The sequence below is a fragment of the Lapidilactobacillus bayanensis genome (genome assembly GCF_003946695.1).
In the GTDB taxonomy this organism is placed as follows: domain Bacteria; phylum Bacillota; class Bacilli; order Lactobacillales; family Lactobacillaceae; genus Lapidilactobacillus; species Lapidilactobacillus bayanensis.
In genome coordinates this window covers 50,245-71,581 of sequence record NZ_RHOX01000010.1, presented here as the reverse complement: position 1 = coordinate 71,581, position 21,337 = coordinate 50,245, and the positions used below count along the sequence as shown (strand labels likewise).

The following is a 21,337-nucleotide window of genomic DNA, read 5'->3' as shown; positions in this document are numbered from 1 at the left end:
AGTTCACCTCCTACTTCGTTTTATCTGCTAACCAATCTTGGTAATCACGCCAGCGATTATCAATTTTAACATAATAGGTTGGCCTTAAATCAACAATGTCCGTTTCATCAGTGTCAGGTACCCAGCGATAGCCAACCGCGAAATCTTGAATTTGTTTTTCCGTATAGCCAGCCGTTACTAATTGTTGAATCATTACTTTAGTTGCTGGTAAAACAACTTTAGTACTCTTGGATGGCACTGGCACTTGCAACGTTCGACTTGAAAAGTTAATCGTACTACCAGTATTGTTAAAATTAGCTTCAAAGGCACCATAATCACTTTGTTGAAAAATCGGGTAGCCTTCAACATAACTTCGATAAGAAACACGATGCGTTTTTTCATCGGCACTAAAATAACGAATGTCCGCCAATGGATTGCCAACATCGTTGATGGCAGTAAAGCCCTTTTCTAATAAACCTTGTAATGAATCAGGCAAGCTCGTAACCGTGTTATCAACAAATTTCAATTGATCACGGCGATGGTCAACCGTTAATTGACGATTACGATAACTACCGCCATAATAAATCGTCTTACTACCAGACTCGCGTGTGTCGACAGCAGAGTTGGTACTATCGCTCAACAACGCGGAAATATAGGTGTTTTCATTGCGACGATTAATTAAATAGCTGTAAGGCGTTAACGAAACTGGTTGTTCATAATAAGTTCGTAGCTGGCCATGTAAATGTTGTTGGTCAACAGTGGTAGAAAAATCTGCCGCTTTAATCAGTTTCGTTACTTGGCTAATCTTTACATTACTTACTGAACTTTGCCAAACCTGCTTTGTCTTATCATTAACGAAATAAACAGTCCCCATTTGCGTATCAGTCGAGAAAATAATCCGAGTAAATTTATGATCGCGATTAAGTTTCTGCAAGGTTGTTTGCGATTCAACTTTACCGAACAACTTCAATGAAATAAAATCGCGATAACCTAATTGCAACGTCGACGGCGAATCAATCAAGTCTGAATAATTAGTGTAACTGGCGCGGACAATTCGAAAACGCCATTTCTTCATCACATCGCGCAATTCTGCCGCCAAGCTAACCTGATGATCATAAATCAAATGGTGCTGCTTACTAGCGGTCACATTCACAACTTGAGTTGGCAAGTAAACTTGTTCAAAGTTGGTTTGTTCAGTCGTCGTTTCTTCACGTTTAGCACTCGTTTCAGTATCTGTTTTACGTTCATAACGCTGATTATTCGTCCAAATTAAAACCGACAACACCAGACTAATAATAACCGCAATAATCAATAATAAACGGACCAAAAGATTTGTTCTACGCATCCCATTCATCTCCGTCTTCATAAGGCTGATAAGGTAAAGAAATATAGAATGTTGAACCACGACCCTCAGCACTATCAACCCAAATACGACCATGATGTGCTTCGACAACTTCTTTAGAAATCGCTAAGCCCAACCCAGTACCGCCTTGTTTACGCGAGCGGGCTTTATCAACCCGATAAAAACGGTCAAAGACTTTGGAAATATCTTTACGGGGAATACCCAAACCTTGGTCACTGATACTAACGACCACATTATCATGGGCTTCAATTAATCGAGCGGTGATCACACCGCCATCTGGTGAATATTTAATCGCATTGTTCATGATGTTGTCGATGACTTGCATCATTTTATCGGTGTCAATTTCAACCCAAAGATCTTTCTGCGTTAATTCGCGTTTAATTGAATAGTGCTTCTGCTTAGAATCAGGCTTTCCTGTTTTCAGCATCATATCAAAACGGTCTAGAATATAACCGAAGAACTCATTCAAGTTGACGTATTCCAAATCCATCTTAGCCGTGCCCTGATCCATTCGCGAAAGCGCCAGTAATTCGTTGATCATGCGAATCATCCGATCGGTTTCTTCTTGAGTAACGGTTAAGAACTGCGGTGCCAACTTCTCATCTTTCCAGGCACCATCAGTCAAGGCTTCTATATAACTACGTACACTAGTTAGCGGCGTCCGTAATTCATGGGAAACATTGGAAACAAACTCTCGCCGTTCGCGTTCATTTTTTTCCTGCTCCGTAACATCATGTAAGACGCAGACAATACCTGATATGAATCCTGTCTCTCGTTGAATCAAGGAGAAATCAACTTTCAAAATCAACTTGCGCTCATTCAACGGTAGTGGCTGAATCGTCTTATTAGCAGCATCGCCGGTGGCTTTCTTGCTAGGTTCAATCACCATGTCGCGTTTATTCTCTAATAAGTCACGTAAAGAATATTCGTTCTCAATACCCAGAACATTTAAAATTGATTCGCCAATTGTTTCATCCACATTTGTACTTAGAAACGTTTGTGCTGCCTCATTAATAATCGTCACGTTGCCACGCCGGTCAGTCGCAATCACACCATCGGTCATGTGACTCAAAACCGAATCTAGCCGCCGCCGTTCCGCATCAGAAACCTCTTGAGCTTCTTCCACACGAATCGACAAATTATTAACCGCTAATGCTAATTGCCCTAATTCATCATGACCGTAAACGCGTACTTGTCCAGAATAATCCCCATCAGCAATTCGAATCGCTTGTTTCTTCATTTCATCAATTGGTTGCGTAATCGCGCGGGCGATGAAAATTGCAATGACCATCCCCAATAAACCTGCGACTAAAGAAGCCGTCAAAAAGATGACCGTCACTTGATTAATATTACGATAAACCGTGTCCATGCTTGCGCGCACATAAATTGCCCCAACAACTTGGTTCGCATCGGTACTTTGATTCGTTAATGGTGCAATCGACGTGTAGAAGCTGCCATCAGAAGTTGACGTGATTTCAGTTTTTTTATGATTGGAGTAAATGACACTTTTAATATCAGACCGCGGTGTCCGCAGACCAATACTTGCTTGATCATTGGCATTACTTGTGCCACGAACAATCCCTTTATTATCGACCACCAAAACTTCAGAGATTGACGAGTTGTCAACATCAGCAACAATATTTTTGATATTGCGGTTAGCTGTTTCGGTATCTTCATCAGCCAGTTCTGTTGACAATTGCGTTGTAATATAGGGTTGAATCGTGACCAAGTTTTCAAAATTAGTGATATTCTGCTGTTCCAATTGCTTCACAAAATAAGCCCCAATGATTTCAATGGTGACTAATAGCAATAGCACAAAGACAATCGCAATTTTGAAATGAATTGATTGAAATGGTTTAATTTTTCCGTTCATTCAGTAAGTCACGCATTAATTGCGCCCTTCACTTCCTTGCTTCTAACTAAAAAAGCCAAAATAATTGGTGCGTGTTACCACGCTTCATGCATGCTCAGTTATCCCTCGTTACTAAAGTTCAACTGATGAGCTGCCTAACCTAATTATTTTAGCCCTTTGATTATTATTCGTTATCTGGATTCTTCAAGAAATAACCAACACCGCGTCGCGTTATGATCCATTTAGGATAACTAGGATCATCCTCGATCTTCTCTCGCAATCGTCGAACGGTCACATCAACCGTCCGCACATCGCCGAAATAATCATAACCCCAAACAGTTTGTAATAAATGTTCACGCGTCATGACTTGACCTAAATGTTTAGCTAAATAATGAAGCAATTCAAATTCACGGTGAGTTAATTCAATCTTTTCACCACGCTTTGCGACATCGTAAGCATCAGGATAAATTGTCAAATCACCGATATCAATTTCGTGATGCGAGCTCTCATCAGCGTCTGCTACTGCAGTCGCTTGCCGGCGCAAGTTAGCTTTAACACGTGCAACTAATTCGCGGTTAGAAAACGGCTTGGTCACATAATCATCAGCACCTAATTCCAGACCAATTACTTTATCAATCTCGGAATCTTTCGCCGTGACCATAATAATGGGCATGTCATGAGTTTTGCGCACTTCACGAGCAACTTCCAAACCATCAACTTTTGGTAACATCAAGTCCAACAAGATTAAATCAGGATTAACTTCTTCTACTTTCTTTAAGGCCTCTTCACCATCATAAGCCACTGAAACATCGTAGCCTTCTTTGGTTAAAGAAAACTTGACAATATCAGAAATAGGCTTCTCATCGTCAACAACTAAAATTTTCTTTGCCATCTACATGGTTCCTCCTTAGGAAACGCTACTCCCATTATACTAACTTTGTGGCAAAAGCACAAAACTTCATTAAAAGCACGAAAAATAACGGTCTGGTGACATAAATTCAAACGGAAGATCATCGCACATCAACACAGTGAGCTTCACGCTTAAACTCACTGGCACCAGTTGTTTTAAGCGCGTTTCAGCTTACTCTCAAGGTCCGCGAATTGGTAAACCTGTCAGCATTTTATTTACGTTGAGACAAGATGTACTGCAAACTTATCTAAAAAAAAATGGACCATTATAAGCAGTCAACGTATTTCAACGCCACTACTTATAATTGCCCGTTTTTTCAAAACTTTTCTTTAATAACTTACTTATTCTTGATCATACGCTTCTTGGAACAATTGAATTAACTCTTCTTTAGTTCCTTTACGCGGATTAGAGAAGGCATTGCCATCCTTTAAAGCATTTTCTGCCATCAAAGGGAAGTCCTCTGGCTTTGCGCCGATCTCTTTAATGCTACGCGGGATCCCAACATCATCTGCCATTTGCCGCATCGCTTTAATTGCTAATTCAGCAGCAGCACGTGTTGAAAGACCCTCCGTATTCTCGCCCATTATCTTAGCCAACTCAGCGAAGCGCTCTGGTGCAGCAATAATATTGTAACGTTCTACAATTGGTAATAATAAGGCACAACAAACACCGTGAGGCGCATCATATTGACCACCTAATTGGTGCGCCATCGCATGAACGTAACCTAAATCGGCATTGTTAAAAGCCATACCAGCTAACATTTCAGCTTCGACCATTTGCGTCCGAGCTTCAACGTTGTGACCATTAGCAACAGCTTCGCGCAAACTACCTTCAATTAACTTGATCGCTTGAATACACATACCGTCAGTTAATTCATTCCGGTTAGTTGACACATATGGTTCGATAGCTTGAACGAAAGCATCCATACCGGTGGCAGCAGTTAGCTTAGCAGGAACATCAAGCATTAATAGAGGGTCATTAAACGAAACCAGCGGAATATTCCGCCATGAAACAACCACAAACTTCAAATGAGTTTCTTGATTAGTGATTACACAATGACGCGTTAATTCTGAACCAGTTCCAGCAGTCGTATTAACGGCCATCAATGGTGGCAATGGTTTATCCAACGTTTCAATACCAGCAAGTGATGTGATATCTTCGCCATTAGTTAGAATGATGCCAGTACCTTTACCAGTATCATGAGCAGATCCACCACCAACAGTAATAATACTGTCACAGTTTTCAGCTAAATAAAGTGCCTTAGCTTCTTGAATATTATGAATCTTAGGATTAGGTTCAACGCCGTTATAAATGGTATAAGTAACACCAGCTTTGTTCAATGAAGCTAAAGTTTGCGCAACAGGACCATCTGCGACACTCTCTAGAAATTTGTCAGTGACAATTAAAGGATGATTCATATTTAACATCTTAGCGCGATCGCCGATCTTTTCGATGACACCAGGGCCAAAGAAGTTAACGCTTGGTGATAAGAAATCAAAATTTGTTTTCATGTTTTTTCCTCACTAGCTTATAGAATAAGTCGATTATAAATCAACGCGTAAAAAAATAATATTGACAGCTATTATCATCTGTCAAAATTTTAGACAAATCTCACAAAAAAGTTAGAAATTCAAACTTTTTCACCACCAAGGGTTGCAGGTATACGTTTCCTATGATAATATATTTAAGTCGTCAAGTTCATATGGGTGGTTAGCTCAGCTGGCAGAGCAACGGACTCTTAATCCGTGGGTCCAGGGTTCGATCCCCTGACCACCCATCAAATGACATTAACCAGTGATCACGCAGTGGTAAAACACCGTGGTTGCTGGTTTTTTTGTTGCCTTGAATGTCATTGAAAAGTAGCTAGTGACCGTCAATGACCGTCAAAATGACCGTCACGGATCAACTAAAAATTAGCATAATTAGCTAGCTTTTCAACCGCTTCTTTATTTTGCTTTTTGGTGACATGAGTATAGATATTTAACGTTGTAGCCACATCAGCATGACCTAATCTAAGTTGTACTTCTTTAATGCTTGCGCCTGCTGAGAATAAAAGCGATGCATGCGAATGCCTAAAACCGTGGATCGTGATAGGTTTTAAATTATGATCGGCGATGATAGGTTTCAACCACTTAGCAGGTGTATTAAGCGAATGGTAGCCGTTCTTAGTATTTGAAAAGATTAATTGGTTAGGTTGTAACGTATTGATGCCTAGCATTAAATATTTGCGTTTCTGAACGGCTTTCCAGTGCTTTAGATAATTAACCGTGGCTGGATCTAAATCAATCGTACGCCGTGAATGCTTAGTCTTAGGCGACTGGACTATTTGCTTTCCGCCCTCTCCTTGTGTCAACGTCTTATTAATTCTCATCGTGCTATCAGTGAAGTTAATATCGTTCCAAGTTAAGGCTAAACACTCACCACGGCGGACACCACAAAATGCTAACACTCTAAATAAGGTATACTTTTCGGTTTCCTTATTTGGGTCAATGTAACTAAAGAATGTTTCTAATTGTTCTTTATCCCAAAAATTCTCTGGAGCATCGCCTGCTGATGCGTGTTTCTTAGGCAATGTAACCAATTTGGCAATGTTTTTCTCAATATAACCACGCTTTAAGGCAAATTCAAAGACATTAACAACGTAGTTATACCACCGCTTATAGTTACGGGTAGCAATCTTAAACCACTTATTAACTTCTTTTTGTACTTGATCTACCGTAATCGTCCTAATGCGATATTTTCCTAAAGCTGGTAGAATATGGTTATCAAACATACCCGCCGTTCTATTCCAAGTGCTTTCGCTAACGGTATTGATATAAGCTTGATACCACTCATCATAGACGGCTGAAAATAGAATATTGTTTTCCTTTTCAAGGTTTCCTTGCGATGCGTCCAGTTCTAACCTAGATGCTACAAGCGAAGCCTCTTTTTTTGTCTTAAAACCACGTCTAACCGTATGTTTTGGCTTTCCAGTTTGTAGATCAATACCAAGATAAACATCTGTTTTCCACAACTTAGTGCCGTCTTTTGTTTCATATTGCTTGAATGATGCCATAGTTATCAACCTTTCATAGCTTGCTGGCGGGCGTGCTATGTATTGGTTATGCTGTGATAAAAGGAATTACTACAAATATTGCTTAATATATTAAAAATTGTTTTATAACCTGGACTAATTCTTTTTTAAAATTTATTCACATTAGATTTATATTCATCGTTCAAAGTGTTAATTTCTGTCTTGAAACTTTCAATTAGATTATACATTCTTCCCGAATAATAACTTTCATAGACTGACCGTGGATCGTCTCTAGAATCTCCCCCGTATAACTTTACATATTCATCAATGGTCATATTTTCAGGAATTAAAGTAATGTTACTCGTGTTACTAATATCAATCAGTGCATTTTTTAATCTTTGGACTTCACCAGAAAACGTTGCTCCCCGGCCTATGGTTTCTGAAACAATGCATCGCGTAGCAACTTGAATGATTTTTTCATCTTCATAGCTAATATTATTGTCTTTTAACTCCTTCATTATATCTGGTAAACATGCTTGTAATAAGCTTTCAATGTAGTGTCCCTTCAATGCTAGTTGAGAAATCATTGTATCAGTAGGTGGTGTCATAGTGAATTTTTCTGCATCTTGTTTAATCGTTGTCAATCGTGAAAGATATTCATATATTGCACTTGTAAGTTCATTAGGTTCATTATCCATTTGTTTCCATTGATATTTAATTAAGTCAACAACATAACTTTGGAGTGAACCAAAAAGGATATAATTTTCATCGACCCCTAAAAAATCAGCCAACTTTCTTAAAGTCTTTTTATTGGGTAAAGTTCGTCCTTTTTCCCACTCATTAACAGTACTTTTCCCTGAAACGTTAATTTTATTCGCTAATTCAGACATACTTAAGTTTTTAGCAGTTCTTAATTCATATATACGTCGACCGACTTCTATCTTATTTACTTTCAATAATCACACCGCCTTTCATCAGTATGTTATTACAAAGTCCTGAAAAAGTACATAGTTACATTTGATTTTACAATTAGTTTTGTGTATTATGATAACGTACATCGAAAGTACATTTTAAAAAGGAAGGTGCAAAAATGATTTTAAGCATCAAACGCTATCGTCAATTTGCTGGACTAACTCAAAAAGAATTGTCTAGTTTAGCTAATATGAATCTCTCATCTTATCAAGCAAAGGAGCAAGGACGAGTTTCTTTCAGCGATGATGAAAAAGTGACTATTAAAGAAATTATTTCAAATAGAATTAATGGTCCTGTTAGTATTGACGAAATTTTTTTTGGTAGCAATGTACAGAAATAGTCCATAGAAAGAAAGGGTGCTAATCATGCAACACATTAAAGAATATTTTGGCTTAGGTAACGGATTAGATGCTGATTTAATTATTATTGCTTTTAGTTCATTGCTCATCGCCGTTTTAAGCGTTTGGCTATGGTCAGTATCAATCACAGGACTTTAAAGGAGGTGAGAAAATGGCAAGCGAGTTAAAAATAGCTATTCCCGATGAAGCATCAACAGAGATCACAGAAATGTTTATTTCATCAGCAAAAAAGGCTTTTGATGCGTTAGTACAGGCGCAAAGCTATCCGCCCTATATGAACCAAGGACAAGCGAGCGACTACTTACATGTGAGTGTTAAGACTTTTAAACAGCTTAATATTCCAGTAGTAAGCCTAGACGGTATAAGCCGTTATTCAAAGGCTACTTTAGATCAGTATTGCAAAGAAAACGAAATTTAGACGCTGGCGGGCGCGCATATTAATTAGGAGAGCAAACATTATGGATAATACTAATCGTTTTTTTATTAAAGAAGATGACGAACCAATAGAACCACTAGTAACCGTTATAGAGATTCTATGTAATATTGCTGGTCTTTATCGAGGTACTGAAAATATAACGTTAGAACACGCTAGAGACTTAGCGGAAATAGCAATCAATGAATTAAGTGATACTGAAACTTATGGCGATTTAGTTATGAAGTTGCTACCAGATACAAGGAACTAGCGATGCTTTTAATTATGAATAAGGGCAAAAAAATAGCCGTTGCATTTAGTCCTAGCAGACCACAACGGATATACAGAAAACGGCTTTATATAGCTGTTTATTGCCTTTATTATACAGTATTTTTACTAATTAATAAAGAGGAGATTAACAATCATGACTAAAGAGAAATTAGATATTACCGAATTAGGCGAGATCACTTATAACATCGAACAAGCAAGAAATTTATTATTAGTACTTTCAGATAATTTAGATCGAGCACAGCCAAAAACAGATACTGTTAAAGAAGCCACTCAATCAGAGGTTTTTCTTTTAGCTTACGAAATTTATCGTGATTATGATAAATGGATCGTGCTTATAGATATTGCAACAGAGAAGTTAAACGACCAGATTAAGCGATTGGAAAATGCCCAATGATTTACGGTCAGACAGGGCTTCACACTAACCAACTAATAAGCGTGAAAGAAACTCAACATAACGCTACTTTAGATGATTTTAATTTCATTAAGAGCATTAGTCCGCAGAACGCAACGAGCACTCATACAGGCAATGCTATTGAGATATTTAAGCAGACTAAAGCTAAGTATTTCATCGCTGGTGATATGGCTAATCTAACTCGTAGCAATGACAATCTATTAACTCGATCAGTCCTAGCTTTAGATTTTGATGAAACGGACAACGAGCAAGCCCTATTAACAACGTTCGATAACGTCTTTAGAAATACCGCGTTTATTCGTTATCCAAGTATTAGTTATGGTTTCAAAGGCGCGCGTTATCGATTGATATTAGCCGTTGATCGTTCATTCAATGCTAGTGAGTACGAACAACTATATTCTTATTTTGCCAAGCATTTACCACTAGATACAGGCGCTAAGGCATGGGCTCAAGTATTCGGTTTACCAATTATCAACCGTTACAGCGCGAACTTGACTAATAAAGGCTATCTGATGCACGAAGGGAAGCCACTAGCTATAGATAAGACGCTAGAATTATGTAAGGACATTAAGCCACAACCAACAAAAAGCTTTATCACCAGTAACCGACCAACTAGAAACTACACAGCAAGAGTGATTAATGAAACTAATACACCTATTACAGACGGACAACGCCACACCGCCCTAACTAGCTATTGTGGCAAGTTGTTTAGAGCTGGGATAAATTCGCGTATGGTTTATGAGTTATTATCTATCAAAAATAACTATTGTGAGCCACCTTTACCAGAGCGCGACGTTATAAGCATCTTTACCAATATCGCTAAAAAAGAACAAGCGAAGGGGGCGACAGGTTGAACGGCGAACTAGAACGGACAATTAAAGATACGGACGAAGCTATCAAAAAGCGCAATAACATTGTAACAATGGATAATAGTACCGCCCTACCGAACGGTATTAGAGCCAACGCTAACGGCGGTGTTAATTCAAACTCTATCCTTAATGTAGAAATATTTATCGAAACTGACAGTAAATTAAAAGAGCTATTGTCATATGATGAGTTTTCAGATCAGATAATAAAAACTAAAGATATTCCAGATTTACATTTTAAAAAAGGCTTTTGGGGCGATAACGACATCGCTCTACTTAGGGGCTATCTAGAAAAAAGCAAAAACGTATTATTTAGCAAAGATAATATATCTGATGCTGTAATAAATATTGCTTTAAAGCATGCCGTAAACCCCGTTAAAGCACGTATCGAAAGTGTTAAATGGGATGGCGTGAAACGTGCTAGCCGTTACTTTATTGATTATTTAGGGGCAGAGGACAACGCCTATACACGGTCGGTAACTAAAACGTGGTTAACAGGTATGATTGCCCGTGTTTATCGTCCGGGAATTAAGTTTGAACTTGTCCCTATCCTAGAGGGCAAGCAAGGCATAGGTAAAAGTACAGCCATTAAGAACCTGTTTCCTGATAAATTCAATGATAGCGTAAAAGGTCTTGGCACTAATAAAGATGATTATCAGCAATTACAAGACAGTTTAATTATTGAAATTGCTGAGTTATCGGCGATGAAAAAAACAGACGTTGAGAACATGAAGAATTTTATTAGCGCTGGCGTAGATAAGTACCGCGGTTCATATGGACGTTTCTCAACACCACACCCTAGAAAATGCGTATTTATCGGTACAACCAATCAGACCGATTATTTAAAAGATGCTACAGGGGAACGGCGCTTTTATCCGATTAAATGCGGGGTAACATCGCCAATTAAAGACGCTTTAAACGTTGATGATAATGAAATACTTCAAGTCATTGCAGAAGCTAAGAGTTGGTTTGACAACAACGAACCGCTATACCTGGATAAAAAAACCATTGAAACAGGCAAACAGTATCAAGAAGAAGCTAAAATTATTGATCCGTTGAAAGATACTATTGAACGCTATCTTAATACAGAAGTCCCCACTAATTGGGACGAACTGTCAGACAGCCTAAAGCATAGTTATATTGCCTATGATAAAGGCGACCTAGCTCATGAATTAAGTGACAAGTACGACAAAACAAAGATGCCACTTCAAAAAACTAGTTACCGTGAAATACTAGCGGTTGTGTTTGATAAATCGCCTGATAGGTATCTTAGCGGGCGTACTAATGCAGAAGCGAAGCACGTCAAACTCATTATGGATAATATGCCAGGTTGGGAGGCAAACGGCAACGTTAGCATTAACAGACATCGCCAACGCGGATATGTAAGAAGCAATACCTAATACCTTTATATATTAACCCGTGTAACCTGTGTAAGGTGTGTAATATCAATAGTATCAACGGTTACAGAACTTAGTTACGTGTGTAACACCTGTGTTGACCAGTGTAAGAGCATTTATTTCTACACAGGTAGGTTTAATCTTACACAGGTAAAAACCCTTATGTATCAACGTTTACGCACGTTACACACTTACACGGGTTGTTTTTAAACTTTTATACAGACAGGACAAACAAAAATTAACAGCCTATAAGAAGGAGATTGAATTATACATGAACACAATAGCAAACGACGAATTAAACAGAGTATTACATCTATTGCCACGCGGTAACGAACGACTAATAACAGCTAATGAAATCAGCCAAGTAATTGGAATTGATAAGAGAGCAGTATATAAAGACATCGCCCTATTAATTGATCGTTACAATATCCCTATTGGTGGCCTGCGAAGTGATGGCAAGCATGGTTACTTTATCATCACTAATGAAACGGAACGCAAACAAGCACTGTCTAGTCTTAGGAAACAGAGTATTGAAATGTTAAAGCGAATTGATAAAGTTGATAGCATCGCGCTATAAATAAAAGAGCACACGTTCAATAGCGTGGCTGTTTTAGTTTAAATTGGAGTGATGATAATGGACAAAGCTATTTATAACCACGTTAAAAAATTGCTTAGAGACTACCCTAAGCTTGATAAGTATATATAGAGATAGATGTATATAACATGTAGTTAATCATAGTGAGGTAAATAGTTGAACCAACTAACTAACTAAACCATTGAAAGCGAAGCTAACTTAATCAACTAACAAAGCGATGCAAGCAACTATTAATATCAATAACAGTAATAACAGATACAACCATAAAACGAGCAATACTCAACGACTGTCTAAGCGATCAAGTAATCAGTAGTAACGCAAACGATCAGCAATAGTTAGCCACACCCTAGCCGTTATGTATCGCGTTATACCATACCCCGTTGTTATTAGGGGGCTGGGGGTAAGAAATTTTTTTAAACGGCCTGAGGTTTTCTCTGTTTAAAATTCCCAAAATAAAATTAATTAAGAACACTTAATGTTATTACAGCAAGCATTAATACAGTGTGATGCTTTTGAGTAATATTTAATTCGATCTATATGCTAGCTAAAGTGTGCCGATAAAACAGATAGTATTAAGCAAGCTATTTTGTCTTATTTAGCCCTGCTATCAAGATTAAAGACTAATACACCTTTCACGGCAGGTTAGCATCATTTTAGTAGTTATATATTCAAAGTTACCCCCCGTACACTTGACTAGCGGAGGAGCACACTCATAGCCGTAACCTTATAAAAAAGTCGTATTTTGAAACTTTTACCCTAGGGGGCTACAACTAGATAAACCTTTCTAAAATGCGTTATTCGGATCACTCAGCATTGATATAAGTGCCCCGTTTTACGAGTAGTATAATTATATTAATGTGTACTGGAACGCGTCATACACAAGCTTAAGGCGCAATTATTACACCGTTAAGGACTGATGCACCGTGTTGAGTGGCTGTTACACTTTTTGTAATAACCACATAGTTCAGACATTGATTTTTGGGTTGCCCAAATTGTTTCATCGCCGAATAAGCTAGAATATTTTGAAGTTAGTTTTACCCCGTGTTATACTATGTATGCGATAAAGAAACGAGAAAAGTCCATAGGTAACACAAAAGCCCAACCTATTGCGAGTAGGTTAGGCCTTTTTTATACACTTGTTGCGACTACAAGCGTGTGTGGTTAGGGCAACCTTTTAATTATCGGCGATGATCTAACCAATCATTGAATAGCGAGATTGCTATTCCCACTACTAGCGGGGCGATAATTAAAGAAACGAGTTTATCCATAGGTTAACACCCCCTTAGAGGGCAGGTTGCCAATCAAAAGTATATCATGCTAGTAATGACTTATGTAAAACAACTTAAAAAACAAACAAAAACACTATCCAGTTTAACTTGAATAGTGACATGCGCGCCCGTCAAAATAGCTTAATTTTTGAATATGACCGTCAAAGTAACCGTCACTGTTTAAAATTGCATCACCTAATGCCATGTAAATGCTGGTATATAGGCGGTTATGCTATATGTGTACTCAAACCCCTGACCACCCATCAAATGACATTAACCAGTGATCACGCAGTGTTAAAACACCGTGGTTGCTGGTTTTTTTGTTGCCTTGATTGTCATTGAAAAGTACGAAATGGTAATCACGAAAACATATTATTAAATGAACTAAAGCCTGTCGAAGTATATAATATCACTGCTCAAATTTTGGGTAGTGTATTTTTTTAGCTTTTTTATGCTAACTGACATGTCAGTTAGCACTATAAGTTTGAACAAGTATTTACTGCGGATGATGTGTTTTAGCATATCTCCCTAAAAGCAACATAACGGGCAGCTATTTGTTATTCTTTCAAGATATCTCCTCATTTACGCACTTTTGGAGAGATATTACTAGCGCCTGATGTGACACACTTTACTAGATTTATTAAATTAGTTAAAAAATGAGGTTATTTCAATCATGAACTTTAACCCAATCTCGTTTATAAAACACTTTTTTATTATTGCTACTTTCTGAAATAATTGATAATAAGTTTTATTCAATTGCCATACTGATAGTTTCTACTTAGAGATTGTTTCATATAGTTTTAATCGCTCATTATGATTTTGTTCATCTGTCATACTGTTTGTGATGATGTCAGTTCCATAAAGACTATTTTCAAGAAATTGTTTAGTTGATTTTAATTCATAAATTGATAACTCTAGAAACCGATTAATATTAGTGATGAGAACTTTATCATTAGCTAATTCACTGGATGTAATATGAGCGTTTTTGCACTCATCAATGGCTAAATTTATTTTAGCAAGTGATTTTTTTAGTGGCTTTTTACCTGTACCCGGCCGTCTAAATAAATTCAGTGCTTCAAAAATTATTCCATCAACGCCATCTATGCGTTTATGTATTCTTTGTATGTTTTCAATAACCTCTGATTTATAGTCTGATTGTGCTTTTCTTAAACTGATTGCTGACTTGGAAGCAGCTTGAGAGGATGCTTTACTTGAGTTTACCGCTGCTTCTGTTGTTGCTTTATTTGAACTTGCTGCTGCTTCCTCGGCTTCTAACTTCTTTTGTTCATCAGTTTTTTTAGACGGTTGATATGCACCAAACTTTTCAGCATCCTTTGCAAGTGGCACCCACAGTTTCTTGGCATGTTCAATATCAGTCAGTAATTTATTCTTTTCTTTTGAGTCTTTAAGCTCTTTTACTTCTTGTTCAACAAGTTTAATTGTATCAGATGACGATGCCCCTCTTAGTAGCTTTGTATGACTATCATTATCGAATAATGCGTTGGTATCCTGTTGTGCAATTTTAAGTGACTTACCAATTTTCTTTTTAGAACTAACACGGCTACTTGTGCTAGATTTTATATCTTTATCGTTATTGCAACCAGACAAGGTCATGATCGATAGAAGTAAAACTATTACGGTAAGCCACTTTTTCATAATGATGTCTCCTAAAATGTTCTAGTTCGTTTTATGTTATTCCTTTATAGTCTGTCTAATTAGTTCGTAGAGACAAAAGAAGGATGATTTCATCACTTATTAAATAATGTTGGTTTATCTTAGTATTTAAAATGGCCTTAAAATATTTGTATAATGTATTTCAGTTGATGGTAAGATGGGGGCTTATATCAATACTAAATGAATCGTTAGCCAAACAGTCTAATAATAGCGAACTCCTCACATCATCCGTAAAATAAACAGTGCCTTTGTTATCAACAATCTATTGTCAGGGAGTGCACTTGTTACCAAGCGTGTTTAAATGCTAAGAATATGTGTTCCTAATAATGCGGATGTGTTGTCTGTGAAATTCGGAAGTTGATAAATTTCGTCGCAAAAATAGCCGAGATACTTTTGGCGTACGACCGGATCAATTACGATTTCCTTCTGGATTGGGCGAAGTTTGAGCAGTTTAAATAATGGGTTCGTTTGCTTTAAATAACAGTAGGATTGCGGTGCAAAGAAACGACCAGTTATTTCCTTAGCCTGTATCAGGCTAACAGTTTCGGCGAATATTTCAATTTTTTCGATCGGTATGGCGAACCTCGCACCTTCAGCTTCGTGTTGTTGAATTCTAATTATCCCCTGTTCATTGCCTGCCAGTTGTGTCGTCAATTGACTTAGCTCAAGTCGTTCTGAAACTAACATTCTGCCGACAATCGCTTTAATCGGCGCGGACAAATAAAGATAGACAATAACCTGATTCTCTGGAAATCGTGGACGATATTCAAAGCCCTTAATTCCGCTGCATAGTGCAGGAAATACTTGGGGCTGAAAGCTCATAATGATTGTCTCCATTAACTTCCTCCAGTAAAAGATTCATGAAAAACAGACGTATATTCTCTGAAAAAACCAGTGTAAGATACACGGCTATGCTACTGAACTTCTTCAAACTGCCAAGATCTCTTTACAATTCCTTTAGGGTTGTTACACATAAATTCTGTCACTCTCTCCGACAAAGTTCAATATGATAATTAATAATAACGTGTATTGTGAATTGAGTCATGCTATTTCGAAAAGAATCGGAAACAGTAACTATTATTCTTCAAGCCTTTTTAGCATTTATAGAAATTAAGCATTACCATCCATCAAAATAACATTAGCCAGCAGCCACGTAGCGTTATAACGCCGTAGTTACTGACCTTTTTGTTTTCTCTCAATAATTCTTAAGATCTTGAAATGATAACCACTAACTATATTAACAAATAAACAGCTAAGGCTTGTCGCGGACACGCACATCACGATCTATAGAAATAAATAGTGTTTTTAAAAAAGAGATTGTCACACACTACGCTATTACGTCAATAGCTAGTAACTAAGTGGTTAAGACATAAAATAAAAAATCATTTTGCTTATCTTCCAAAACAAAATGATTTTTGAAATTTTATCATTTATAATAATTCACTATTCAAAAATCGAATCATAAAAAGCCTGATAGTTCTTCTCAAGATTCCGACATTTTAAAATCCTAAAGATTTCAATTGAATCTACCATCATCTGCCTTCCTTTTTCTGCTTCTCCTAATTTAACGAAGTATGTACCCTCCGCGAATCTAAAAACATTCCTTTCATAAAGATCCGTTTCTTCTTCAATTATGTCCGCGATGTGCTGCCTAAAAAAGCTAGCTTTATTCAATTGATCGTTCTCAACACAAGCAATGAAAATATTGATCAGTGTTGACACAACAATCCGTCTGTTTTTCGGAATGTTTCTGTAATAATTTGTACGATGAAGCAATTCCGTAGCCAGCATGGTAGAAAGTTCCAGCCCGATAAAATAGGAAATATTACCGAATAATAAAATTTCGTACTGTCCCCACTCTGCAACACCAATCAAATAATCAGAAATTTCAGTCTTTTCAGACTCGCTTAAACTAACTTCATCATCTACATCCGACAAAACTGCTTTTACTAATATCTTGTTTAAACGATGAAATTTGACCTCTGATTTAAGATCTATTTGTTCGTTTTCTTTGATAAGTAATTTTTTCAACATTCGCGCATTCCGCTCAATAAAATATTTCCTTAAATCTAGCAATAATTCATCGAATTCGGACTTTTCAAAATCTCTAACGACTAAATTAAACTCCTCTGGTGCAACACCAATTGCATCCAAAGCTAAAAAAAGTTTACTTGCCGTAATCTCACTATCACCACGTTCAAACTTGGATAGCTGAGATGCGGAGAACTGTTCACCAGCAACATCGTTTAAACTCATTTGTTTACTTATCCGCAGTTCACGGAAAACCTCGCCAAGTTTTTTCTGCATTTTTCGACCTCATCTTGTCCAATTATCACATATGATAAGTTTCTATTCATGTCCTACTAATAGTGTAGGCTATAACTTATACCCGTTCAACCAAATTTATGCTAGTTAAGAATGAAGAACTATGACCATAAAAGTTTATAGCTACACCAACGTAGTTTTTATTAAGTGCCACAATTATTGTCACAGAGATAGCACTAAAAATAATATTTGATAACATGAAGCTGAGCTAATGGAAAAAGAGAAGAAGTCAAATCGACAACTGAGATGGTCCGTTATTAGCAATCTATTCGGTTCTTTCGGAAGTAATATTTTCGCATTCGGCTTAAGTTTGCTGTTACTTGATAAAACAGGATCTGTCTACAGTTTTGCAATATCTTCAATCGTTGGGCCAATCGTTAATTTATTATTATTACCGATTGTTGGACCGATCATTGATAAATTTCCACATCAACGTGTTATTTTCATTAGCCAATTTGGCACCATTATTAGTTTGGTTCTTTATTTTTATGCTCTTTTTCATTTTGAAAACCAACTCATGTTAATTAGCATCTTATTGATTATTTTATTGAAAATTAGTGATTCGTTCACGTCAACTGCACAATTAGCTGCGAAAGTTAATCTTGTATTACCTACTGACTTAACTAAGCTAGCCGCATATACACAAGCTGCAAATTCAGTCGTAGGAATTGTCTCTTCCGTTCTTGGGGCCGTCCTGTATAGTACTTTATCATTTAACGCCTTCATTCTTTTCGAATTGTTCACCGAAATTGCCACCTTGCTAATTACTTGGCATTTAGACTTTAACTTCATCATTGCCACGGTTAGCGATGAAAATAATACGCCCCAGAAATGGTCAAAAATGTTTCTTGCTGGCGTAAAATACGTCAAGCAGCAACGGTATTTACTCGGAATTACGTTATTAGCAACTGCAGTTAATTTTTTCTCAGCAATTCTGACAGTTGGATTGCCTATCTTGGCACTAACGGTCATGGGTAGCAGTAAAATTCAATATGGGTTCACAGAATCATGCTATGGAATTGGTATGATCATTGGTGGCTGGTGGCTTGGCACCCGAAAGCGGAAACAAACAGCTCCTTTAGGAACGATGTACTCAAATATTCTGATAATCGGATTATTTATCAGTCTGATTGGTTTATTACCAATCCTCCAGTTATCACGAATCCATCGTCTTATACTGTTAGATCTTGCACTTGCAACGTTAAGTTTCTTTATTGTCACCATGAATATCCCCTTTAACGTGTGGCTTCAGCTAGAGATTCCGCAAACAATGCAAGGACGTGTTTTCAGTATTTTGAATACTATTGGTCTGGCCATCACACCAATTGGTTCTTTTATTTATGGCTTATTCTTTGGATCTTCTATGTGGTCAAAAAAGACGGCAAGTATCTTAATATTCACACTGAGTGGTATTTCAATAATGATTGTCGCAACTTTTATCATTCACCTATTAAAGCTGGATCTTAAAAATGCGCAGATTTACTCAATACACGATGACGATAAATGTACTAAGGAAAGTTCCCTCCTGCAGAAAATTAAGTAGTCATTTTATTTACGTTCCTAAATACGCGTGATATCCTATAAGCATCGGCTCAGAAGCTTCAAAAATTACTTTCATCTTCTAATTTAGCCAATCGAAACACGGTCGCCGCTATCAACTTGATAGCGTTTTTTTACACAAAAAAGAACAGCACATTAGTCAGACTGCTGTCCTATTCTTCTTTTAACATTTCTGATTAAGATCAATCTATGGAGGATATTATGAAATATTTACTCACTTCTGGTGGTGTCAGCAATGCCTCAATTAAACAGGCACTAATTGAATTGTTAGGCAAACCAATTTCGCAGGCAAAAGCTTTGTGTATTCCTACAGCGGCGTATGGTCATCCGGAAGTCAATCCAGATGGCGTTTGGCGATTCATCAGCGGTCAATCAAGTGCCCCCATGGTTGACTTAGGTTGGCAGTCTGTCGGCGTTCTGGAGCTGACCGCACTACCAACAATTGCCACGAAACGCTGGCATCAGTGGATTGCTGATGCTGATGTGCTGCTCGTTGATGGTGGTGACGCGATTTATCTCAATTATTGGTTACATCAATCTGGATTGGCAGATTTATTGCCTGAGTTGACAGATAAAGTTTGGGTTGGTGTCTCTGCCGGCAGCATGGTACTGGCTCCACGAATTGGCCAATTTTTCGTTAATTGGGAGGCGCCAACACATACAGCAGATGCAACATTAGGCTTAGTCGACTTTGGAATTTTCCCCCACTGGCACCTGTTTCCAGAAAACAACCTTGCCAACGCCCAACAATGGGTGAAGTCCATCGGCATTCCTGGCTATCTTATTGACGAACAGACGGCCATTCAAGTCGTTGACCACCAAACCACAGTCATTTCAGAAGGACAATGGCGCTTATTAAAGCCTTAAAAAACGCGCAATTAGAAAATACAATAGCAAACCACATTGAACTTAATCCTTAATACCAGTCATCAAACCATTGACTGCTGTTATCCTCACTTATCAATTCCCACAAATGAATTACTAATGCGGTTATTGAATGTTGGGGATAATGAATTCATATACTTCAACACCGTAGTTGCTTCACTACCAGTGTATGGCGTTGGTTGATAATCGTTATACGCCGCTGTCGACGAAATTCGTGTAGGAATTACTCGGAATTTAGCCGCAGTAACTTTCTGATCCTGTACTGTCAAATCCGTCTGTAAAATAAAGGAACGCATATCAGATGGATTAGAGTTACCACCAAACGTAAAATTACTCATTGAGTAAGCAATTAACTTACCCTTATACAACTCCATTGACTGAATAACGTGCGGATGTGACCCAATTACCATGTCTGCACCATGATCAATCGCATAATGGGCCAAAGTTTTTTGCGTGTCGTTAGGATAGGCATCACGCTCAATTCCCCAATGAAAATATGGAATGACAATTTGGCAACCGTGTTCCCGTAACTTTTTAATATTATCGCGAATTTTTTTCTTATCAGCACTAGTTGCGGTCCAGCCTTGATAACCTAGAAAACCAAACTTAACGCCTTTAACCGTATGTGCGTATAGATAACCTTCACCGAAATATCCGATTTTATTTTCTTTCAGCGTTTTAATTGTATCGTCAAAACCTTGCTGTCCATAATCCATGATATGATTGTTACTAACGGTTACTGCCTCAATACTAGAAGCGGTCAGCGCTTTAGCAATCTGCGGATTACCCTTGAAGTGAAAAACACGACCAGTTCCTTTGTCGGCCTGTTGATCAGAAGTTGTTAAGGTTGTTTCCAAGTTAGCAATTGTTAAATCATCATTTTGAAAATATTGTTCAACGTTTTTGAAGAAATAATGAGGATCATTATTGTGCTGCGCCCAAACTGTCGGCAAACTTGTTGCAGAATTAAACTTTACATCGGTTCCCAATGTATTATCACCCATAAACGTCAGATGAATTGTCTCTGCTTTCGTTGACTTAGACGTAGACGTCGTTTTGCTTGATTTACTTACCTTAGAACTTGATTTTACTGTTTGACTGCTAGTCGCTTTCTTTGAACTGCCCTTAGTCGAACAACCAGCGAGAACTAACCCAATTAAAACTAAACCACCAATTAATCGTGCCCGTTTTTTGATCATTATTT

Annotated in this window: 21 protein-coding genes and 1 tRNA gene; 11 read left to right on the top strand and 11 right to left on the bottom strand. The window is 37.6% G+C overall.

Features of this window, described 5'->3' with window-relative positions; translation table 11 throughout:
- Positions 1-10: 10 nt before the first annotated feature.
- The 4 genes from EKM65_RS05360 to EKM65_RS05345 all read right to left on the bottom strand — a co-directional run bounded on the left by EKM65_RS05360 (position 11) and on the right by EKM65_RS05345 (position 5,615).
- Positions 11-1,324 carry a YycH family regulatory protein gene (locus tag EKM65_RS05360; RefSeq protein WP_164506835.1) on the bottom strand — a complete coding sequence of 438 codons (1,314 nt, stop codon included), beginning with the start codon at positions 1,322-1,324 and terminating at the stop codon, positions 11-13.
- On the bottom strand, positions 1,317-3,215 hold the full coding sequence (gene walK / locus EKM65_RS05355) for a cell wall metabolism sensor histidine kinase WalK (protein WP_125606384.1): 1,899 nt from the start codon (positions 3,213-3,215) through the stop codon (positions 1,317-1,319). Before walK ends, EKM65_RS05360 begins: the two co-directional genes overlap by 8 nt.
- Before the next feature lie 163 nt (positions 3,216-3,378).
- Positions 3,379-4,086, bottom strand: coding sequence for a response regulator YycF (yycF, locus tag EKM65_RS05350; RefSeq protein WP_125606382.1), 708 nt, complete (start codon positions 4,084-4,086; stop codon positions 3,379-3,381).
- A gap of 359 nt (positions 4,087-4,445) precedes the next feature.
- Entirely contained in the window at positions 4,446-5,615 is a 1,170-nt protein-coding gene (locus EKM65_RS05345) for an iron-containing alcohol dehydrogenase (protein ID WP_125606380.1), read from the bottom strand.
- A gap of 193 nt (positions 5,616-5,808) precedes the next feature.
- Between EKM65_RS05345 and EKM65_RS05340 the strand changes: the two genes are divergently transcribed.
- Positions 5,809-5,881: transfer RNA gene (locus EKM65_RS05340), tRNA-Lys, on the top strand.
- Between the two features lie 129 nt (positions 5,882-6,010).
- Here the strand turns inward: EKM65_RS05340 and EKM65_RS05335 are convergent.
- Both EKM65_RS05335 and EKM65_RS05330 read right to left on the bottom strand, forming a co-directional pair.
- Complete coding sequence (locus EKM65_RS05335; protein ID WP_125606378.1) at positions 6,011-7,159, bottom strand: site-specific integrase; 1,149 nt, start codon at positions 7,157-7,159, stop codon at positions 6,011-6,013.
- Between the two features lie 125 nt (positions 7,160-7,284).
- Positions 7,285-8,073, bottom strand: coding sequence for a helix-turn-helix domain-containing protein (locus EKM65_RS05330; RefSeq protein ID WP_125606376.1), 789 nt, complete (start codon positions 8,071-8,073; stop codon positions 7,285-7,287).
- Positions 8,074-8,207: 134 nt separating this feature from the next.
- Here EKM65_RS05330 and EKM65_RS05325 point away from each other — a divergent pair, with 134 nt between their 5' ends.
- The 8 genes from EKM65_RS05325 (at position 8,208) to EKM65_RS05295 (ending at position 12,403) form a co-directional block, all read left to right on the top strand.
- Entirely contained in the window at positions 8,208-8,429 is a 222-nt protein-coding gene (locus tag EKM65_RS05325) for a helix-turn-helix transcriptional regulator (RefSeq protein WP_125606374.1), read from the top strand.
- 25 nt (positions 8,430-8,454) lie between these two features.
- Positions 8,455-8,586, top strand: coding sequence for a hypothetical protein (locus tag EKM65_RS11545; protein WP_263853610.1), 132 nt, complete (start codon positions 8,455-8,457; stop codon positions 8,584-8,586).
- A gap of 13 nt (positions 8,587-8,599) precedes the next feature.
- Positions 8,600-8,866 carry a hypothetical protein gene (locus tag EKM65_RS05320; protein ID WP_125606372.1) on the top strand — a complete coding sequence of 89 codons (267 nt, stop codon included), beginning with the start codon at positions 8,600-8,602 and terminating at the stop codon, positions 8,864-8,866.
- A gap of 40 nt (positions 8,867-8,906) precedes the next feature.
- A complete protein-coding gene (locus EKM65_RS05315; protein WP_125606370.1) occupies positions 8,907-9,131 on the top strand; it encodes a hypothetical protein in 225 nt (74 codons plus the stop codon).
- Positions 9,132-9,284: 153 nt separating this feature from the next.
- Positions 9,285-9,545, top strand: a complete 261-nt coding sequence (locus EKM65_RS05310) for a hypothetical protein (protein ID WP_125606368.1) — start codon at positions 9,285-9,287, stop codon at positions 9,543-9,545.
- Positions 9,542-10,417: a primase alpha helix C-terminal domain-containing protein gene (locus EKM65_RS05305; RefSeq protein WP_125606366.1), complete on the top strand. Its 876-nt coding sequence runs from the start codon at positions 9,542-9,544 to the stop codon at positions 10,415-10,417. Before EKM65_RS05310 ends, EKM65_RS05305 begins: the two co-directional genes overlap by 4 nt.
- Before the next feature lie 68 nt (positions 10,418-10,485).
- Positions 10,486-11,829: a VapE domain-containing protein gene (locus EKM65_RS05300; protein WP_125606428.1), complete on the top strand. Its 1,344-nt coding sequence runs from the start codon at positions 10,486-10,488 to the stop codon at positions 11,827-11,829.
- Positions 11,830-12,097: 268 nt separating this feature from the next.
- Positions 12,098-12,403 carry an HTH domain-containing protein gene (locus EKM65_RS05295; protein WP_125606364.1) on the top strand — a complete coding sequence of 102 codons (306 nt, stop codon included), beginning with the start codon at positions 12,098-12,100 and terminating at the stop codon, positions 12,401-12,403.
- Between the two features lie 1,196 nt (positions 12,404-13,599).
- Here EKM65_RS05295 and EKM65_RS05290 read toward each other — a convergent pair.
- From EKM65_RS05290 to EKM65_RS05275, 4 genes are all read right to left on the bottom strand, one after another.
- Positions 13,600-13,689: a type I toxin-antitoxin system Fst family toxin gene (locus tag EKM65_RS05290; RefSeq protein WP_125606362.1), complete on the bottom strand. Its 90-nt coding sequence runs from the start codon at positions 13,687-13,689 to the stop codon at positions 13,600-13,602.
- 774 nt (positions 13,690-14,463) lie between these two features.
- On the bottom strand, positions 14,464-15,345 hold the full coding sequence (locus EKM65_RS05285; RefSeq protein ID WP_125606360.1) for a toxin Cry1Ac domain D-VI-related protein: 882 nt from the start codon (positions 15,343-15,345) through the stop codon (positions 14,464-14,466).
- 315 nt (positions 15,346-15,660) lie between these two features.
- Positions 15,661-16,200, bottom strand: a complete 540-nt coding sequence (locus tag EKM65_RS05280) for a hypothetical protein (RefSeq protein ID WP_125606358.1) — start codon at positions 16,198-16,200, stop codon at positions 15,661-15,663.
- A gap of 606 nt (positions 16,201-16,806) precedes the next feature.
- Positions 16,807-17,670, bottom strand: a complete 864-nt coding sequence (locus EKM65_RS05275) for a helix-turn-helix domain-containing protein (RefSeq protein ID WP_125606356.1) — start codon at positions 17,668-17,670, stop codon at positions 16,807-16,809.
- 229 nt (positions 17,671-17,899) lie between these two features.
- On the opposite strand from EKM65_RS05275, the gene EKM65_RS05270 reads away from it, so the two are divergent.
- Both EKM65_RS05270 and EKM65_RS05265 read left to right on the top strand, forming a co-directional pair.
- Positions 17,900-19,231, top strand: coding sequence for an MFS transporter (locus tag EKM65_RS05270; protein WP_125606354.1), 1,332 nt, complete (start codon positions 17,900-17,902; stop codon positions 19,229-19,231).
- A gap of 218 nt (positions 19,232-19,449) precedes the next feature.
- Positions 19,450-20,115, top strand: coding sequence for a Type 1 glutamine amidotransferase-like domain-containing protein (locus EKM65_RS05265; RefSeq protein ID WP_125606352.1), 666 nt, complete (start codon positions 19,450-19,452; stop codon positions 20,113-20,115).
- A gap of 86 nt (positions 20,116-20,201) precedes the next feature.
- On the opposite strand, the gene EKM65_RS05260 is transcribed toward EKM65_RS05265, so the two are convergent.
- Positions 20,202-21,332, bottom strand: coding sequence for a CapA family protein (locus EKM65_RS05260; RefSeq protein WP_125606350.1), 1,131 nt, complete (start codon positions 21,330-21,332; stop codon positions 20,202-20,204).
- Positions 21,333-21,337: the final 5 nt, after the last annotated feature.

Bases quoted from the DNA above. Each gene is read 5' to 3' on its own strand.
- EKM65_RS05360 (WP_164506835.1), bottom strand. From the start codon at position 1,324: ATGCGTAGAACAAATCTTTTGGTCCGTTTATTATTGATTATTGCGGTT.
- walK (WP_125606384.1), bottom strand. From the start codon at position 3,215: ATGAACGGAAAAATTAAACCATTTCAATCAATTCATTTCAAAATTGCG.
- yycF (WP_125606382.1), bottom strand. From the start codon at position 4,086: ATGGCAAAGAAAATTTTAGTTGTTGACGATGAGAAGCCTATTTCTGAT.
- EKM65_RS05345 (WP_125606380.1), bottom strand. From the start codon at position 5,615: ATGAAAACAAATTTTGATTTCTTATCACCAAGCGTTAACTTCTTTGGC.
- EKM65_RS05335 (WP_125606378.1), bottom strand. From the start codon at position 7,159: ATGGCATCATTCAAGCAATATGAAACAAAAGACGGCACTAAGTTGTGG.
- EKM65_RS05325 (WP_125606374.1), top strand. From the start codon at position 8,208: ATGATTTTAAGCATCAAACGCTATCGTCAATTTGCTGGACTAACTCAA.
- EKM65_RS11545 (WP_263853610.1), top strand. From the start codon at position 8,455: ATGCAACACATTAAAGAATATTTTGGCTTAGGTAACGGATTAGATGCT.
- EKM65_RS05320 (WP_125606372.1), top strand. From the start codon at position 8,600: ATGGCAAGCGAGTTAAAAATAGCTATTCCCGATGAAGCATCAACAGAG.
- EKM65_RS05315 (WP_125606370.1), top strand. From the start codon at position 8,907: ATGGATAATACTAATCGTTTTTTTATTAAAGAAGATGACGAACCAATA.
- EKM65_RS05310 (WP_125606368.1), top strand. From the start codon at position 9,285: ATGACTAAAGAGAAATTAGATATTACCGAATTAGGCGAGATCACTTAT.
- EKM65_RS05305 (WP_125606366.1), top strand. From the start codon at position 9,542: ATGATTTACGGTCAGACAGGGCTTCACACTAACCAACTAATAAGCGTG.
- EKM65_RS05300 (WP_125606428.1), top strand. From the start codon at position 10,486: ATGGATAATAGTACCGCCCTACCGAACGGTATTAGAGCCAACGCTAAC.
- EKM65_RS05295 (WP_125606364.1), top strand. From the start codon at position 12,098: ATGAACACAATAGCAAACGACGAATTAAACAGAGTATTACATCTATTG.
- EKM65_RS05290 (WP_125606362.1), bottom strand. From the start codon at position 13,689: ATGGATAAACTCGTTTCTTTAATTATCGCCCCGCTAGTAGTGGGAATA.
- EKM65_RS05285 (WP_125606360.1), bottom strand. From the start codon at position 15,345: ATGAAAAAGTGGCTTACCGTAATAGTTTTACTTCTATCGATCATGACC.
- EKM65_RS05280 (WP_125606358.1), bottom strand. From the start codon at position 16,200: ATGGAGACAATCATTATGAGCTTTCAGCCCCAAGTATTTCCTGCACTA.
- EKM65_RS05275 (WP_125606356.1), bottom strand. From the start codon at position 17,670: ATGCAGAAAAAACTTGGCGAGGTTTTCCGTGAACTGCGGATAAGTAAA.
- EKM65_RS05270 (WP_125606354.1), top strand. From the start codon at position 17,900: ATGGAAAAAGAGAAGAAGTCAAATCGACAACTGAGATGGTCCGTTATT.
- EKM65_RS05265 (WP_125606352.1), top strand. From the start codon at position 19,450: ATGAAATATTTACTCACTTCTGGTGGTGTCAGCAATGCCTCAATTAAA.
- EKM65_RS05260 (WP_125606350.1), bottom strand. From the start codon at position 21,332: ATGATCAAAAAACGGGCACGATTAATTGGTGGTTTAGTTTTAATTGGG.